General features: G+C 66.1%; 7 protein-coding genes. All 7 read right to left on the bottom strand.

Features of this window, described 5'->3' with window-relative positions:
• Positions 1–164 precede the first annotated feature (164 nt).
• On the bottom strand, positions 165–12,374 hold the full coding sequence (locus RO07_RS07515) for a filamentous haemagglutinin family protein (protein ID WP_052267098.1): 12,210 nt from the start codon (positions 12,372–12,374) through the stop codon (positions 165–167).
• 151 nt (positions 12,375–12,525) lie between these two features.
• Positions 12,526–13,506 (bottom strand): FecR family protein, encoded by a 981-nt coding sequence (locus RO07_RS07510; RefSeq protein ID WP_039409463.1) that lies wholly within the window; start codon positions 13,504–13,506, stop codon positions 12,526–12,528.
• Between the two features lie 185 nt (positions 13,507–13,691).
• On the bottom strand, positions 13,692–14,195 hold the full coding sequence (locus tag RO07_RS07505; RefSeq protein ID WP_039409460.1) for an RNA polymerase sigma factor: 504 nt from the start codon (positions 14,193–14,195) through the stop codon (positions 13,692–13,694).
• A complete protein-coding gene (locus tag RO07_RS07500; protein WP_039409458.1) occupies positions 14,185–14,874 on the bottom strand; it encodes a secretin and TonB N-terminal domain-containing protein in 690 nt (229 codons plus the stop codon). The genes RO07_RS07505 and RO07_RS07500 overlap by 11 nt, the downstream gene beginning before the upstream one ends.
• 325 nt (positions 14,875–15,199) lie before the next feature.
• Positions 15,200–15,640, bottom strand: a complete 441-nt coding sequence (locus RO07_RS07495; RefSeq protein WP_157118198.1) for a hypothetical protein — start codon at positions 15,638–15,640, stop codon at positions 15,200–15,202.
• Positions 15,641–15,854: 214 nt separating this feature from the next.
• The gene (locus RO07_RS07490; protein ID WP_039409454.1) at positions 15,855–17,300 is read right to left on the bottom strand and encodes a short-chain fatty acid transporter; all 1,446 of its coding nucleotides are present in this window, start codon (positions 17,298–17,300) and stop codon (positions 15,855–15,857) included.
• Between the two features lie 42 nt (positions 17,301–17,342).
• Positions 17,343–18,296, bottom strand: a complete 954-nt coding sequence (lhpI, locus tag RO07_RS07485; protein ID WP_039409452.1) for a bifunctional Delta(1)-pyrroline-2-carboxylate/Delta(1)-piperideine-2-carboxylate reductase — start codon at positions 18,294–18,296, stop codon at positions 17,343–17,345.
• Positions 18,297–18,329 lie beyond the last annotated feature (33 nt).

Genomic DNA, 18,329 nt, shown 5'->3' with positions numbered 1-18,329 from the left:
TACTGCTTGTGCGCGAACATTGTGTGCCCCCCGATACCCATGAACGCTCGTGTCTGTCATGAATTGCAAGCCTCAATGACATGACGGATATCGAAGGGCAAATCCGCAGATTATTTTTTGTAACGCGAGGCCTGGCTTATTTTTTTGTGGCGTGACGCCCGGCGTCACAGATGTGCCTTTTCCTCCCGCGTGAGCTGCATCTTCTGCGCTTCGGTGAGCTCGCCATTCCCCACCAGTTGGAATGCACTGGACGGATCGTAGCCCCCGCGCGCCTGTGGCGAGAGCGCCGCCCCCTTCTGGTCGGACGCAGGCGCACCACCGGCATCGGCACCCAGCATGCGCACCGAAAAGATCGACGGAGCATTCTGGCGCTGCGCGACGCGCTCGCGCGCCATCGCATCCTGCGCGGCCGACGCCGCCTGCGCCGCCGTCGCGCTCGCGTTGGTCAGCGCGCCGACGTTGACCGCCGCCACCACCGGCAGCCCGACCGACTTGCCCTGCACCTGGACGTTGGCCGCATTGACCACCGCCAGCGCCGCGAAGTTGACGTTGCCCGACACGCGAATCCCCGCTTCGCCGGCGTCGATGGTGCCCAGCGGCGCCACCAGATCGATGTCGCCGCCCGGCACTTCGGGCAGCGGCGCGAGCGTGGCGATCCCCGCGCCGCTCGACGGCACCGAGGGCGAGAGCGTCACGTTGCCCACGTCGTCGTACACGCGCCTGGGCGGCGTGTAGAGCACCGTCGTCTTCGAACCGCGGCCCGCGTTGATGTCGCCCTCGGCCGACCACGCCTGGATGTTGCCGCCAAAGGTCGTCATGATCCGCGACAGGCCGAGCAGGATGCTGTCGCGGCTGTAGAGCTGGATATCGCCCTCGCCCTGCGTGACCACACCGGCCGTCGCGCCCGGCGTCACGCCTTCGACGCCGACCAGCGTGCGGCCGCCCGGATTGAGCATCTGGATGCTGCCGCCGAAGCTGGTGCGCACCCCGGCGTCGGTGGTGACCGGAATGTTCACGCCATTGACGTTGTTCATCCCGACCACGCTGCTGAACATCGTAATCGCGCCGTTGTAGTCGATGGCATGGCCCGCGGCGTCGCTCGTTGGGAACAGCGTCGCGATGGCGTCGCGTCCACGCAGGTAGCTGCCATAGCGCGGGCTGCTCGGGTCGTTGTATTCACGGCCGCCGAGCAGCAACTCCCTGAAGTACACGTCGCGCACGAACACGCCTTGCTGGGCGGTCGGCAACGCGAGGAAATAGGTGAGCGCATCGGCCGGGGTGCCGTCGTAGCCGAAACGATTCTTCAGCCATGTCACCAGTTCATCGCCATAAGCGTGCGCCACCTTGCCGCTGCCAGCCAGCGCGGTGCCGCCGGGCAACTGGTTCGCCGGATCGAAGTACGCCTTGGCAAAACCGGCGTAGTCCGGGCCGTTGGCACCTACCCCTGCCAACACCGAGATCCCTGCACCGCCGCTCGTGTTCGACGGATGAATCACATCGCCCACACTCGTCAGCATGCCGTAATAGCCCTGATAGAGATTGCGCCCGGCCTGCATCTGCAGCAGCCCTGGTCCAAGAATGTTCACCGACTGGTAGAGGATGTCGCGTCCGGCCTGCATCAGCGTGATGTCGTTGCCGCTCACGTTCGCGAACGTATCGGGCACCGTGCCCATGCCGACAATGTCACGCCCTGCCATGACCTCGAACGGCTTGGCGGCAACGTACCAGGTGGTGTGCGACGGGATGAACTGCGCCACCGGATCGTTGACCATCTTGAGCGTCTTGCCCAGCCCCAGATCGTCGATATCCACGCCTGCGTAGATGCGTGCGGGCGTGGTGTCACCCGCGTGAAGCACCGACGTCACGGTGTCTTCGCCGTAAGCGAACGGATTCCTGGCGTACTGGCGAATTGCCGCGTCGGTCGACGCGCTGTTCAGCGTCCCGCCATTGAACGTCTGGAAGTAGGCGTGCTGCGGTGTGGCCAACCCCGCCATGTCGGCGCCGGACATCGAAACCGTTCCGCCCTGACCGTAGATCGTGCCGGCCGCATACATTTCGAGTTGCCCCACGGGCGAAGCGATCAACTCCAGGTCGGTCCTCGGATCGTCTGGCGCCATGGACGTCTTGAACCGGATATCGCCGTTGGCCGCCGTCACGCTAAGGCTGCCCGGGAAGAACGTACCGGCATTGTTGATCGCGTTTCCCGAAACGCCGCCGTCCATCGGCATCACATCGCCGCCGGCGGAGAACAATTTCACGCCCGTGGATGGCCGGAACAGTGTGAATTGCGTGTACCCACCCTTGCTGGGCGCACCTGCGCTGGTCGTGTAGTATCCGCCATTGACATCTGTCGTCGGGATCATGCCCGCGTCGCCGACGCCACCGAGCACCAGATCCCCGCGTGCGCTCACGCTCATCGTGCCGTCGCCCGGGATGAGCGTCGGGCCGCGCGTTTGCGTCACGCCCTTGATCGCCGTCAGAAGCTGGACGCGCGGATCGAACGACTTCCAGTAGCTGCCATTGCCGAACGGCGCCGTCGTGCCGATCGAGCCCGAATCGATGCTCGCGTTGCCGCGCAGGTTCGTGACGTTGCCGAAGTAGTCGGAAGGACTATCGGATTGCTGTCCGAGAGACGGACGACCGTTGAGCATCCCGCCGACCTTCACGCTCAGATCGCCGCCGCCGGTCTGCACTACCGTGCCGTCGGAGAGCACACGACCAGTCGAGGCGACGGCGAGATCGAGGCCGGTCGATTGGAACACGTTGGTCGACGTCATCACCCCCGCGTTGCGACCCGCGTCCAGGGTCAGATTACCGCCGCCGAGCGTGCCGATGCCCTGGAACCCGATGATCGACTGCGTAAGGCTGTTCGGATTGATCTGCGCCATCGAGCCGAAGTTGATGCCCCAGGCCGCCGGATCCTGCGTCAGCCCTGCGCCGCCCTGACGCCACAACCAGTTCGACGTGAGGTTGCTGTCGTTATAGCGCACCGAGTTGTCGGCCATCTGGATGTTGCCGGTGATGTCCTGCTGCGCGACGAGCAGCATGTCGCCGCCATGCTCCGGATACCAGACCTGCACCGCGCCGCCCGATGCGGCGGCCGGAAGGTTGTACGGGTTGCGGCCGTCGGCCGCGAGGATCGGCACCGAGGCCGTACCCGCCGTGTAGACGGCGTAGGGTGTGGCTTCGCTGAAGCTGCCACCGGACAGAATTTCCAGATTGCCGGTGCCAGTGCGCAACACGCTGAACGCCGTGGCGCGTTGCGCGTTGTTGTACGCGGCATCGCTCAACGTCACGTTGCCGCTGCCTGCCAATGCCCGAGTCGAGCGCATGGTGCGCTGATCAGCGGCGGCAAGATCCGCCCCGCCGATGAGGCGCACGGATGCCGAAAGCGAGCTGGGCGCGAGCATGGCCGCCATTGGCGAAGTGGGCGCCGCGCCCGGGACGGCAGGCGAGACCACGCGTCCGATGGCGGGCAGATTGCCGACTTCGAAGAACAGATAGTCGTTCCCCCCGGCCGACGGCCCGGGATCGAGCAAGGTCCCTGCCCGTATCGTGTCGCCAGGCCCGTAGGAACGGCCATTGCTATCCACGAACGGGACCCCGTAAAGCGACACCATCTGCTGGTAAAAAGTGTCGTTTGGAACGGTCCAATCGGCCGTCAAAGCCACGGTGATTTGGAAAGCGTAGCTGGGATTGTTCAAACCGGTGTCGCCGGGTCCCCACAACGATGATTTAGGATCGGTCGCATAATCGATTCCGCTGTAGACAGCCGGAGTTCCACTGGTCGACCGGAACCCGTCCGAGATGCTGCCGCCGATCGTCAGGTTGCCACCCGCCCGGATCACGAGCGCCATGGGCTCACCTGCGCCGTACGTCGCCGAATTCGGATCGCGGTCGGCAGACACGCCGTAACGGTATTTCGCGAGATCGATGTCGCCGATGGTCGAGAGATCGCCGGTCGAGGCGATCTGCACGCCCGGGCGCAGGTGGTAGGCGTTGCCGTAGGCCGACAGACCGGCGGTACGCGCCGCCAGTGCGCCGTTGCCTGCCGCGGCGTTCATGAATGCCGTGCTCGCGGTGTCGTAGCTGTCGAGCGTGCCCTGCGAAATCGCGCTGCCCGGTGCGAGGTTGTACGTCCAGAAACCGTTGAGCGCGATGCTGTTCGCGCCGCGAATCGTCAGCGGCCCATGTGCGTCGATAGCCATATCGCCCGACGTCTCGCCCGTGCGTATCGCGTTGAGCACGACGTCGCCGTAGGACTTGCCGTCCGGCGTGCTCAGATCGAGCGTTGCGCCCGGCGAGAGCGTCATCGTGCCGCCCGACGTCGTCAGCTCGATATGGCCGCGATTCTTCGACTCGATGGGTACGCCGTAGCTGTCGACCTGGAGCTTCGTGCCGTGCGCGTCGAGCACAGCGGTGCCGGCGAGCGTGAGGCCGTTGCCCGCCGACAGACGGATGGTGCCGGGCGTGGCGCCCGACGCATCGATGGTGCCGTTCAGCGTCAGGCTGCCGCCGTCGGCCGAAAGATTGACCTTGTGCGCCTTCACGCCGTTGCCGACCACCAGATCGCCCTGCTTCTGCACGAAGCTGCGCGCATCGAAGAAACCACCGCCATTGAGCAGGGTATTGAGTCCGGCGAAGTCGGCGAAAGTCCCTGCCGACGCGCCGAAGTCCCCGCTGGCGAACCCCGGGTTCGCGCTGCCGCGCAACTGACCGTTGAGTGCGACGGTGCCGGTTCCGGCGTCGATGGTAATCGTGCCCGCGTTGTTGTTGCGCGCCGAGACGTCGATGATCGAACCGGACGACTGTGCGAAGCTGCCTTGTGCACTCGCGAACGTCGCGGCGCCACCGAATCCATAAACGGTCGCCGCCTGGATCTTCGACGTCTGACCGCTCAGGTCGATACGGCTGCCGTCGGCTAGCACGATGCCGTGTGTGGCGTCAACGGCGAGCTTGCCGCTGGGCAGCAGGACCGTCGTACCGAGGCGCACAGTGTCGCCCGTCAGATCGATCTCCGCGCCCGCGACGCTCGACGCTGCCGCACTCGGCGTCGTGCCTGCCGGGGCCACGACGTCGAGCATGCCGCCCGCCGCGTAACCGATGAGCGACTTCTGCGTGCCGGTCAGCAGCGGCGTTGCGAGCGTGAGGTTGCCGCCCGTGCCGCTCTGGCCGAAGACGTCACCGCTTTGCGTGCTCGGCGCTTGATACACGAAGAGCTTGCTGTTGCCTGCCGAGACGATCCGGTCGCTGGCCGTGAGATCGACGTTGCCGAAGCCGTAGATCGTGCGCGTGACGCTCGTCGTATCGACCGGCGCGAACATGCCGAGATCGATTTCCTTCGCAACCAGGCTCAATGCCCCGCTGCCGGGCGCACCGGCCAAGGCCGGCGCCGACGCTCCGGCCACACCGTTCCAGGTGAGTCGATCGGCAGCAATCGTCGCATGCTCGCCCGCCGCGCCATAGCCGTAGATCGCAGGAGCCTTGAGCACGACGCTCACCCCGGAGCCGCGCGTATCAAGACCATTGCTGCCGAACACATTGATCGCGCCTGCCGCGCCCAGCGTGAGCTTCTCGAGCGCGGGCGCACCGCTCGCCGGATCGCCGTGCATCAGCGTCGAGAGCATGGTCTGATTGAACAGCATGCCCGCCGGATTGCCTGCTGCGGCCACTTGCGCGGCGTCACCGACGTTGAGCGAGCCGACCGCCAGCGCGATGTTGCGTGCGCCGAAGCGCGATGTCGGGTCGAGTGTTGAGGCACCGTTGGTCGAGAACACCAGCGAGCCCTCGGAAAAGAGGCCTGAGCCTGCGCCGATGGTGATGCTGCCGCTGCTTGTTTGCGCACCGCCGAATTCGATCTCGCCGTTCGAAAGGCCGAGCACCGTGTAGTTTCCTGCGACGTAGGGCAAGCCCGTCGATGCCGTATCGAACGGAGCCGGTCCCTTGCCGACGGTCGTGAGCGTCACGCCATTGCCGAGCGTGATGTTGGTGCCGATCAGATAGAGCTCACCGGCCGACAGCGTGACGCCGTCGCGCACGAAGAGATCGCTGACACCGACACCGCTGTTGCTGAACAAGTATTGCCCGGTCCCCGCCGACGCATACCCGTTGATGCTCAGGCGCGGCGCGTTGATTGCGCTCAGATCGTTCGCCGAGACCGAAACCCCGCTGAATCCCGCCGTGGGCGTACCCGCCGTAATTTCGCCGACGTTCTCCACGGCCACCTGTCCAGCGACGCCGCCCTGCGCAGCCTGGAAGATGGCCTTGCCGTCGAACGAAAGCACCGGCGCAGTCGCGGGTGTGCTCGGCGTGGTGAACACGATGTCGAGCACGCGGCCGTCGCGCGGCAGCATCGGCGCGAGGTTGCCGAATTGCGCTGCCTGAGTCGAGAGGAAGTCGCTGTAGCTCTGCTCGTTGTACTGCGAATACTTGCGCACAGCCGTGCCCGGCGTTACCAGCAGCGTGGACGGCAGTTGGCTGCGCGCGCCGGTGTTGGCGGTGCTCAGGTAGCCCGCCGCCAGATAAGTGCCGTTGCCTGCCGCCGTCGGGGTGCCCGGCAGGATCTGTCCGGTGCCGCCAATCTCGACACGATATGCACCGGGCAGCAGCGCATAGTTCGACGGCATGAGCGTATAGGTGCCGGCCGGCAGCCCCGGCACGCCATCGCCAATGGTGATGCGCTGCCCCACGGCCGGATCGCCCGCGCCATTTTCCGGCGAAACCGGTGCATAGTTCGACGCGTACCCCGGCACGATCGCATAGACCTTGTCGCCCGCCTTGCTGAGCTTCATGGTCGGGTTCGCGTTGACCAGCGGCGTGTTGAGGACGTTGACCGAACCGCCGCGGCCGGACACGAATCCCGCACCGGTGAGCGCGCCGCCGCCCGAGAGGTCGAGCACCGCGCCGTTGTCGACCGTGACGACATCGCCCTTGAGGCGGATGCCGGAGCTGATCCCCCATCCGCCGCCGGTGAAGCCGCCTGCCTGCAGCGGTGTGATGCTCGTGCCGTTGAAGTTGTACGTCACGCCGTCGAAGGTGCCGCCGTACGGCATCGTCAGACCGTTCGACGACACGGAGGTCATACTGCCGGGCAGCAGCTCGACGGACTTGATCTCACGCGCCCCGTCGCCCGGCACGGCGGCGTCCGTCTGGCCAAAGATCAGGCGGCCCAGTGGCGCGCGCACGACGCCGCCCTGACGGATATTCGGCGCGGAAAAAGTCAACGTGCCGAATGCGGACATCGGCATGTCCGGCACGCTCGAGGTGGTCCGGCCAAGCGTGAGCGTGCCGTCGTAGTCGAGGTTGCGCTGGCCCGCCACGATGTTCGCGGCGGCGCCGGTCGTCGGATAGATCTGCGCGCCGTCGAGCTCGATATCCCACGCGGAGAGCAGCGTCGTGCCCTGTTGGATCGAAGGCGTCGGCAGGAATCGGATATCGCCCTGACTGACAAGTCGCGTCGTAAGGAACCCGGTCACGGGGGCCGACAGGCTCGGCGAGAAGGACAACGGCCCCTGCAGGTCGATGAGATTCGCATCGATTTCGAACGTCGCCGTCGTGGGTACCGGGGCCGAACTCGGCGCACCGATGCTGCCGCTGCGATAGCCGTCCTTGTAGATGGATGGTGTGCCGGTGAGACTCACATAGGGCGCGGCGAGGCGAACCGCGTTGCTCGACGGTACGACCGTGCCGGTCTGCGGCGCCGACGACGTGAAAGCGTTCGCCGTGAGCTTGAGACTCTTGTCGAGCGAGAGCGAGACGTCGCCGGGGAAGATCATCATGTCGGTGGTCATCAACGACACACCGCTGAAGCCGCCGTCCTTGACCTGGTCGACGCTCACCGCGGCGTTGCCGAACGCCAGTTTCGAGACCGCATCCGGCCCTGACAGTGCGGCGGGTACGGCACGTGTTTGCGTCACCACGAACTGCCCCGGCACGGTGACGTTACCCGGCAACTGTCCCCACGGATCGAGAAACTGCGGCGTGATGAGCGAGAGCGACAGATCGCCGCCCAGGGTTCCCATGCCGCCCGCCCTGGCGTGCGCATTGCCGTCGAGCATCAATCCGCTCATCGAGCTCAGTGAGATGGCGCCACCGTTGGAGGCCAGCGTCATGGTGCCCGCAGCGCTCGACGGCTGACCGGACACGGTCGACGTGTTGACGCTCACCGCCGCGCCGTCGGCATTGAGTTCAGCGCCCGGACGCACGATCACGAACGACGGACCGCCGTTGATCGCGATGCTGCCGCCGTCCGACACACTGCCGTATTGACGCCCCGTGGCGTCGGTGGCCGTATAGGCGAAACCGGAGACGTCGAGCAGCGCCGTCGGCCCCAGCCAGATCGACATGCCCAGATTGTTGCCGTTCGCGTCGAAGTTGCGCGCGCTCGCCAGCACGTTGTCGGCTTCGGACGTCAGCGCGATCTTCCCGCCGCGCGCAATGAGCGAGCCGTCGACCGTGATCCTGCCGAACGCATCGAGCGTCAGGCTCTGTCCAGGGTCGACGGCAATCGTCGCACCTTTGCCGATGTTGACTTCGCCGCCCGCCATGTTGCCCTGATAGTCCTTGCTGACGGAGCGCAGCGCGAGACTGGCCCCGGCGCGCTGCGTGAGCGTGGCGGTCTGGGCGTTCTCGGCGACGAGCGGCGGCAGCGTCACCGCCATGACCTTCGACGGATCGCTGCCGGTCGGTGCGGTCATGCTGTCTGCCGTGAAGCGATAGACCGGCATGACCGGCGCGAGCGTCACACCGTTGTCCACGCGCACGCCCTGGCCGCCGTTGATGTCGTAGCTGGAGAAACCCGCGCTGAAGAACGGCGTATTGCTGCCCGACGCGCCCGCATTGAACATGGGGACCGGTGTGACGGCGACGGTGCGCGCGAGGGTCGTACCGGCCGGAATGATGACGCCCACGGGGTACGTCACGTCGGCATTGCTCACCGTGCCCGCCGTGTACACGATCCGGTATGGCCGGATCGCGAAGCCGACGGGGAACACGATCGACGGAATGACCGTGCCTGCGGGAATGGAACCGTCGTTGTTGTTGGTGCCGAAGATGTTGTTGATCAGCTTGCCTTTGGGCAGCGTGGAGCCGGCGTAATAGCGGTCGTAGTCCGAATTCGGCCCCGCTCTGTACGCAAACACGGTCACACCGTCCGGCACGACCCAGTCAGCCGCTGTCGGCACAGTCGGCGCGACGTCGAGCTGGATCGGCACCGGGAACGGCACGTCCATGATCAGCCGGGTGTGCGCATCGACCGAGGAGAACGGCAGCGGCGTGCCCGCGGGCACGGTGTACGGTTCGGCGAGCTTCACGGCAACGTTCGCCGACGTGCCTGCCGCCAGTGCGCCGCCGGCCAGCGCCGCGTTCGCACCGATCATGATGGCGTCGGGCGTCGAGACAGTCAGCTTGCCGCCGCCGTTCACGCCATAGGCGTTGATCGTACCGTTCAGGATGAGCGTGCCGACGTTCACATTGACGTTGCTCGCCGAATCGCCGGCGATCAGCGTGACGTTGCCGCCCGTGCCGCCCCTGGTCTTGCCGTTGGCGAGAATCGCCCCGCCCGACGACACGTCGATCACGCTGCCGTCGCCGATGCTCAGGTCGCTGGTCGAGTCGAGCGTGACATTGCCGCCGTTGATGAACGCGACCCTGGAGAGCGAACCGGGGTCGGTGCTGCCGTTGACCCAGAGTCCGCGCACGTCGATGCGGGCGCCGGACGACAACGTCAGCCCGACGGTACCGTTGGGCGAAAAGAGCGCCACGGGGTACTTTTCGCCCGCCCGCAGGTACGTGTTGGAGATGTTGACCGTACCGGACGGCACCTTCAGGTTGCTCGCCACGTCGACGTACGGCGCGACCAGCGACAGACGGCCGCCGTTATCCAGACGCAGATCGCTGCGCACCTTGATGTCACCCGACGTCACGAGGTCCATTTCGCCATAGCCCGTGGCATTCACACGCGAGGCGTCCAGCCAAAGGGTGTTGGCGTGCGAAGTGTCCAGCGTGTCGGCCGCCGACATGGCCGAGGTGATGTCGCCGATGTCGCCGACCACCACACCTGTCGGGAATGCTCCTGTACGGCCTACGCCCGTGTATTGCCCCAGCGTGAGCGAACCGGCGCGCGGCACGGCGAACTGACTCAGTGCGTAGCCATCGGTCAGCCCGGACGGGCGAGCCTGCGTCTGCATCGGACCCGTGTAGACGGTGGCAAGCACGTCGCCCTCGAGCACGGCCGTCGGCGCGGAGACAGACAGGCGGCCCGCATCGCGGCCCACGGTGTAGCCGTTTTGCAGCACGCGTTGCGGCGCGATGAGCGGACTGGCGTACGACTCGGTCGTGTTCTTGCCCCAGCGCGGGTGCTCGGCGTCGAAGCCGGTGTACACGCCCGTGTAGAGCACGTTCGACGGCGCCGTGTTGACGTTGTAGATCTGGCCGTCCGGCCCCTTGAGCCACGACTGGCTCAGGTAGCCCGTCTGCACGTTCAACGTGCCGCCCGACAGGTTGATGAGCGCGCCCTTCTGCGTCACGACCTCGTTGCCGCCCAGCGTCACCGTGCCGCCCTGCGCCGCCCATTCGCCGATGCCGTGCGTCTGATTGGCGAGGTAGCCGCCGACCTCCAGAAGCCCCCCGCCCGTGTACCAACGCTCGTTCGCATAGCCGCCCACGGCCGCCGGGACGTAGATCAGGCGACGACGATCGATGTAGACGTTCGCGTTGTTCAGCGCCGCATTGTCGCGGTTGCCAGGCGAATCGCGCTGCTCGTTGCCCTGCACGTTCACCTTGACGTTGTTGCTGTCCATCGACAGCGACACGCCCACCGCGCCCGAGACGTCGAGCTGTGCGCCGTTCGCGACGAAACTGCGGCCCGTCGCGCTCACGGCGAGCTGGCCGCCCGTGGCGAGCGTCAGCGAGTTGGCCTGGAATTCGACGTTGCCCCCGCTCACGATCTCCACACGCGATTGATCGCGGCGGTCCGAGAGCTTCGAGAGATTGTCGAACAGGCCGCTCGACGTGCCGGCGCGCAAGATGTCCTGCGCGGCGGAATCCTTCATCAGGGCGGTGCGCTGGCTGTCAAGCGCGGTCGCACCGTTGTCATTGATCAGGACCGAGGTGAGCGCGCCGTTCCCCAACGTCACTTTGCCCTGCGTGTCGCTTGCCGAATTGAGCAGGTGGATCGTGCCGCGTGTGTTGACCGTCGTCGTCGATACCACCACGCCGAGCTGCTGCACGTCTCGACCGGCCAACGTGACGTCACCCTCCGGGGCCATCAACAACCCCGTGTTGACGACTTTCCCTGCCGTGCTGTTTGCCACGAACTGCGGCGAGACTTCGTTGCCGCGCGTGGTGGACGGCGTGTTCGCATCCGTACCCACGCCCTTGCGAATCACAAAGCTGTCACCGGCAGCCAGCGCCACTTGTCCCTGCGGTGTAATGATGGTGCCTGCGTTGCTCACTTCCTTGCCAAGCATCAGCACATACCCGCCACCTTGCGTGACTGACGTCGGCGTACGCGTCGTGATGTTCGCACCGGTCTGCACTTCGACTTTGCCCAGCGCGTCGGTAAAGCTCGGCGTCGCTCCGTTCGCGCCATAGAGGCCACCGGTCTTGAACTGCGCGTCGCTCATGTTCGCCGCTGCCACCACCAGGTTGCGCGTATCAACTTGACTGGTGCCGCCGAAGATCACGCCGTTGCGGTTCAGCACCAGCACCGTGCCGTCGCCGTGGATCTGCCCTTGAATCTGACTCGGTCGCGCCTGCGGGTCGTTCACGCGGTTGAGCGCCGCCCAGTTGCTTTGCTGCGCGAAGTTGACCGAGGTGTTACGACCGACGTTGAACGTCTCCCAGTTCAGGATTGCCTTGTCGGCCGTCTGCTGGATGTTGACGTTGGTCTTGCCGTTGGAGGTGCTTTGCGTCGGTGCTTGCGCGTTGATCCAGCCTTTGGTCAGGCTGTTCGTATCGACCTTGAGGCCGCCTTCGGCGAGGCCATCGGGGATCGTGGTATCGCTGTTCGCCGCGGCTGCACGCGCATTGGCCTGCGTTGCCTGCATCGCCGCAATGCTCTGTGCCGCCGAGCTCAGATTCGCAATCGAGCGCTGCAGCTGCGCATTGGCCTGTTGCTGCTGCGCCGACGGGTCCATGAGCGACGTGACCGGCATGCCGTTCGGCAGACGTCCCGTCTGCGACGCCGTCGTCTGTGCCGCGCCGCGCGCCGCGAACCACGCGTTGCTGAACGCTTGTTGCGCGTGGGCGGCCGACGAGGCCAGCAGCGTCAACGCCGCGGCTTGTACGAGTGGCTTACGATGCAGGCTGAGAATGGCGCGGCGCAGCCGACGTTGGCGTGGCAAAGCGGACGAAGCGAAAGGGTTCGGTTGCATGTCGGGTGTGCAGTGGCAATCGGTTAGCGGCTACCGCCATCCCTCCGATGACAGCAGCCTTCCCTTTGATGACGACGCTCACCTCACAAACCCGCAAGGCCAACGCGAAAAACCTCGTTATCCGAATTTCCGCGCTGGCTGTCTTCACACGTCAGCCGACGACGACGATACCGCCCGGCAATTGCGTCACGCGCGCGCCGAGCACTTCCTGTATCTGCGCGAAAATCTCGCCGAGCCGGTCGATGCGAAAGCGCCCGCTCAGGCGGCTTTGCGCGAGATGGCTGTCAAACACCACCACGCGCCCGGACCGATAGCGATTGATCTCGCCGACCACCTCGCCAAGCGGCGTATCGCGGAACACCAGCACGCCGTTTCGCCACGCCGACGTCGCCGCCGTATCCACGGCAGTCGCCCGTCCGAGACGCTGACCTTCGAACGCCACCTGCTGGCGCGCTGCGAGTTGCACGCTGCGCCCGCCCAACTCGACGCGTACGCCGCCAGACACACAGGTCACGCAAACGCGCGCATCGAGGTGACGGACTTCGAAGTTGGCCTGTGTTCCGATCACCCGGCCGCCGGCCGCCGCCACGACGAACGGCCCGGGGCTTCGCGAATTGTCGACGGCAATCTCGCCATCGAGCAGATCCACGCCCTGTGCCGGCCTCGCCTTGCTCGTCAAGGCAATGCTCGTGCGCGTATTGAGATCGACCGTGACGCGATCGGCCAGCGCGATCTGGCGTTGCTCGCCGGCCGAGGTCCGATAGTCGGCACTCGCCATCGACGCCATGGCGCCCCAGAAGCCGGCAGGCGCGACCACCGCCGCGCCCACACCCGCGACCGACGCAAGCGCGCCGCCGAGAAACAGACGCCTGCCGACACGCGCCGGCCGCGGCACCTGCGCGCGCGTGCGCGCCCGTACCCTCTCGCCGGCCGGGCCCAGGTCGCGCCACAGGCGGCGCGCCTCGGCGAACGCCGCGGCATGCGCGGGGCTCGCGTCGCACCATTGCTTCAGTGCGTGTGCGTCTGCAACGGTCGCCTCGCCGGACGTGAGACGGCGCACCCATGCGTGCGCGTCGCGCTGCATCGCATGCGTCGTATCGGGTCGGGTCGGGCTCTCGGGTGCGGCGTTCATGTCGGGTGTGTCTGTCTGGCCTCTGCGTGCGGTGCCGATGGGTCTTTCATTCCCGGCGGTCGGCGATGATGCCCGATTTCGGGCCGTCTTAATGTCATGACGTTTTTCATCGCGGAAATCCGCAACATTTTCAAAAATTCTTTTCGTCGTGTCGCACGTTCGTCATCATCGCGTGGCACGCACGTCTATCGTTCGATGTGTTCGGCGCAAAACTCCTGCGCGCGTTTGAGCTCCAGTTCCACGAGGCGCAAGGAGATTCCGAACCGTTCGGCCACCTCGCGCTGCGCGAGCCCGTCCAGACGCACGGCCAGCAGAATGTCGCGACGGCGCGGCGGCATCTGCTCGAGCACGCGCACGAGTTCGTTCAGATCGGAATTCGCTTCGGCGATCTGGGCAGGCCCCGGCTCGGGGCTGACCAGATCGAGCATCGCTTCGACTTCGCCGACGCTCAGACGACGGCCCTCGGCGCGTTGCTTGTCGATGGCCGCGTGGTAGGCCATCCGGTACAGATAGGCCCCCGGATTGCGCACCGCCTCGAGCGGCTCCGTGTTCTCCAGACGCAGCCACGTATCCTGCAACGCGTCGCCCGCCAGCTCGGACGAACCGAGCTTGCGTGAAAGCAGCGTCCTGAGTTGTCCGTAGCGCTGAACGAGCAGGTCGCGCAGCGTCGCGCGGCTGCTATCGGCCATGCTGGCCTCCCGCCCTCGCGGGACGGCTCACCGGCGGCTCGTCGGGCGCGGCTACCGCATCGTTCGCCGGGACACAGCCCCAGGTCCTGCCCGAAGCGCGCGGCAGCACCACGAACGTGAACGGTTGGGCGAGCGACGGTGGCACGGGTTCGCCGATACGCACCCCTTGCAGCGCCGTGACCACCAGTTTGTCGATCTTGAGGTCACCGCTCGACGCCAGCAGCGATACCGGCCCGATCGCGCCGGAGGCGTCGATCCACAGGCGCAGCGCAATACGACGGGTGCCTTGGGCGAGCAGCGGCTGTGCGCAGAAGGCATCGTGCACACGTGCCTGCACGAGTCCGAAGTAGCGGTGGGCGGCGGCATTGCCAGCGTGGGCGGCGTCGCCCGGCGATTCGGACGGCATATCGGGCGTGCGCTGCCGTGCGGGCACGAGCGCCACCGTCTTTTCCCCGGTATAGCGCGGCGTGAGTCCGCTGCCTTCGAGCAGGAGCTGAAGTGCCGCACGGGCGGTCATTTCGCCTTGCACAGGGGTTGAGCGGCGCCCGGCGGTGAGGGAACTGTCGTACAGCAGGGAAACGTCGGTGAGTGCGCCGTAGGCTTCGAGTGCCGACTGCAACGACTGCGCGGCGATGTCGAAGCGCTGCAGCGGCTGTGCCCCAGCGTCGGCCGGCGTCACGAACCCCGGCGCGGCATTCGTCGCCCAAACACGAACGGAGCAAGCGCAGGAGCAGATCATCGCGAGGCACAGTAACAATATCGGTCGCGGCGCGCTTGTCGCTATGTTTCTGAGCATGTCCGCGCTACTAGGCGCACGGCGGATCCGGAGAGACGTAAACACGCTCGGCGCCGTGCGGGATTGAAGTCACCGCGAAGGCTAGCAGTCTCACATGAATTTTTTGTTACATCCGCCGTTTTGGTGGGCGCCGCACCGTCTGCAACAGTTCGCTGGAAGCGTCAGGCCGCGGCGTTGCGCCGCGACGGATGGACGCGGACGCGCCGGCTTATCGGGAAACCGCCCCGCACTGCGCTTGCCCGGACGCCGGATCGTTGCGGCACGCCGAGACGCTCTGCCCATCGAACGCAACCGAGCCGCCTTGCGCACTCGCCGGCTCGCCCGGATATCGCTGGCGCTGCGGGTTGATCATACGGTCCATCTGCATGTTGCTGTTAGCGGACATTTCGCGCTTGCGAAGCGCCTCCCGCTCGCTCTCGGCCATGCCCTGATTGAACTGCGCCCCGACGCTGCCCGACCGTTCCGGGCGAGGTGCCGGGGGCGCGAGCACGATGCCGGGCTGGGCGTCCTGCGCGCGCTGGGTCGACTGACGAATGCTGTTGAGGTCACCGCCCTGCAGATACGACTGTGCAGCGGCAGGACCGACGACGGACGCGCCGCATACGCCAACTGCGCCGAGACAGACGCGAAGCAACGTTCTCGCAGACATGTTTCGAATCATCTTCGTTTTCCTACTTACTTATGGACCCATCGTTAAGCACACTTCCGTTGCCACAGTTTAGCGTTTTGTGACAGAGATTTCGAAATATCGCCAAGTTTGCAAAATTTCACATAACGCAATTTCCGCCTTCGCGCCGTTTGGAAGCAAAACGCCTCCCGGAATGCCCGGGAGGCGCTTGCGCCGCGGCCGATGGCGTCGATCGTCAAGGCATCACCGGCGGATGATAGGTCAGCGTCCGCGCCAGCCACCAGAGCATGACGATGACGACCGGGAAGTGCACCAGCAGTTGCGTGAACGTGTAGCCGACCACGTCGCGGGCGCGCAGACCGAGCACGCCGAGCAGCGGCAGCATCCAGAACGGGTTGATCAGGTTCGGCAACGCTTCCGCGGCGTTGTACACGGTCACCGCCCAGCCCAGGTGCACATGCAGATCGTTGGCGGCCTGCATCACGTACGGCGCTTCGATGATCCACTTGCCGCCGCCCGACGGCACGAAGAAGCCCAGCACCGCCGAGTACACGCCCATCACGCCCGGGAACGATTCCTGCGACGAAATCGCCACGAAGAAGCTCGACAGGTGATGCGAGAGCGTCTGCCCGTCGAGACCCGGCGCCTTCGTCAGCAGGTAAGCAATGCCCCCGTACAGCGGGAACTGGATCAGCACGCCCGCGACCGACGGCACCGACTTCGCAATGGCGTCGAGAAAGCGGCGCGGACGCCAGTTCAGCAGCATCCCCAGCATCAGGAACAGGAAGTTGTAGGTGTTCAGGTTCGAGATGGCCAGCAGCGGGTCCTTGGTCGTGAATTCATGCCCGATCCACAGCACGCCGAGCGCCACGATCAGCACCGTCACGAGTGGGCTGTATTCGAGCCAGTCGCCCGGGCGCTGCGGACGCTCGTAGGATTTCGCAGCGTCGTCGAGCGACACGCCGAGGTCGGCAGCCACCGTGGCACGGTCGTCGCGCGGTGCCGAGTAGTACGCGAGGGCCACGGACACCACTGTCAACACGGCGGCAATCGCCATCGATTGCGGCAGGAAAATCGTGTCCGAGAACGGAATGACGCCAGTGATCTCGATCAGCGCCTTCGGCAGACTGGCCGGGTTCGCCTGCAACTGCGCCGCCGACGAGCTCAAACCCAGCGCCCACGTCGCGCCCATGCCCAGATAGGCGGCGGCGCCGCCAGCACGGTAGTCCATGCGGATGTCGTCGCGCCGCGCGATCGCCCGCACCAGCAAGCCGCTGAACACCAGACTGATCGCCCAGTTGAACAGCGAAAGCGCGATGCTCACGAAGGCCACGTAAGCCACCGCGCTGCGACCGCTGCGCGGCACCGCGGCCATCTTGCGGATGAGCGCGGACGCCGGCGGCGAGACCGCCACCACGTACCCCGAGATGGCGACGACGGCCATCTGCATGGTGAACGGAATCAGGCTCCAGAAGCCGTCACCGAATGCGACGCCGACCTTGACCACCGGCACGCCGATGGCCAGTGCCCCGCCCGCGCAGACGATGACCGCCAGTGCAGCGAACAGGTAGGCGTCGGGAAACCAGCGCTCGGACCACCGCGTGACCGATGCCGCCAGACGTTCAAGAAGGCCGCCGTCCCGCGGCGCCGTCGTGCTCGATAGAGAAGTTCCCGGTTTCATTTCCTGCGTTCCCCTTGCTTTGGTGTGTACTCGATTGACCGATCAGGCGCCTTGCGTCGTCCGCCAGACGAGCATCGCCGCGGCGAGATCTTCAAGTGCGGTGCCCACGGCCTTGAAGACCGTGCGTTCGTCACGCGCTTCGCGACGGATCCGCCCGGCGCGGCACAGGTCGGCCAGCGTGCCGCGCACGTCCTGCTTCGTGAACACGCCGCGCGACATCGGGCCGAGCAGTTCGCCCGACTTCGCCAGCGCTTCTTCGGTGTCGACAAACAACGTCGCACCGGCAAAGCAGGCGTCGTCCGCCTCGCGCATCTGCGGCGTGAAACTGCCGATCAAATCCAGATGCACGCCCGGCGCGAGCCACTCGGCTTGCACCACGGGTTCCGTCGCCAGTGTGGCGCACGTCACGATATCGGCGTCGGCCACGGCCGCTTTGGCGGTATCGCAAACGCGCGCCTCGAATCCCTGTTCGCGCAAGCCGTCGACCGCGCGCGCGGCGGCCCGCGCGTCGCGGTCCCACACGCTCACGCGCCTGATCGGGCGCACCGTGCGATGCGCCAGCGGCACCAGCGCTCCTACCCTCCCGGCGCCCAGCAGGGCGAGATGCGACGCGTCTTCACGCGCCAGATACGCCACGCCCAGCGCCGAAGCCGCCGCCGTGCGGCGCGAGGTGATCTCGTTGCCATCCATCTGCGCCAGCGGGACACCGGTTGCGGCGTCGTAGAGCAGATAGGTGGAATGCAGTCCCGGCAGGCCGCGCTGCGGATGGGTGGAATTGGCCGGCGCGATGTTGACCGTCTTGATGCCGAGAAAGCCGCCCGGCTGCCACGCCGGCATGATGAGCACCGTCACGTCCGCACCCGTGACCGGGTCCGGAATGACGTGCGTATGGCGCAGCGGCACCTCGCATCCCTCCACGAACATGGCGTTCAGCGCGTCGAGTAACGGGCCGAACGCCAGTGCGTCCCGGGTGGCGGCAGCGTCGATGATTTTCATGGGTGCGGTTCCTCAGTGACTCTGTGAAGTTGG

Source organism: Pandoraea pulmonicola, from assembly GCF_000815105.2.
Classification (GTDB): Bacteria; Pseudomonadota; Gammaproteobacteria; order Burkholderiales; family Burkholderiaceae; genus Pandoraea; species Pandoraea pulmonicola.
Note: the sequence above shows the minus strand (reverse complement) of the source record. Positions and strands in the feature narration are given on the sequence as shown.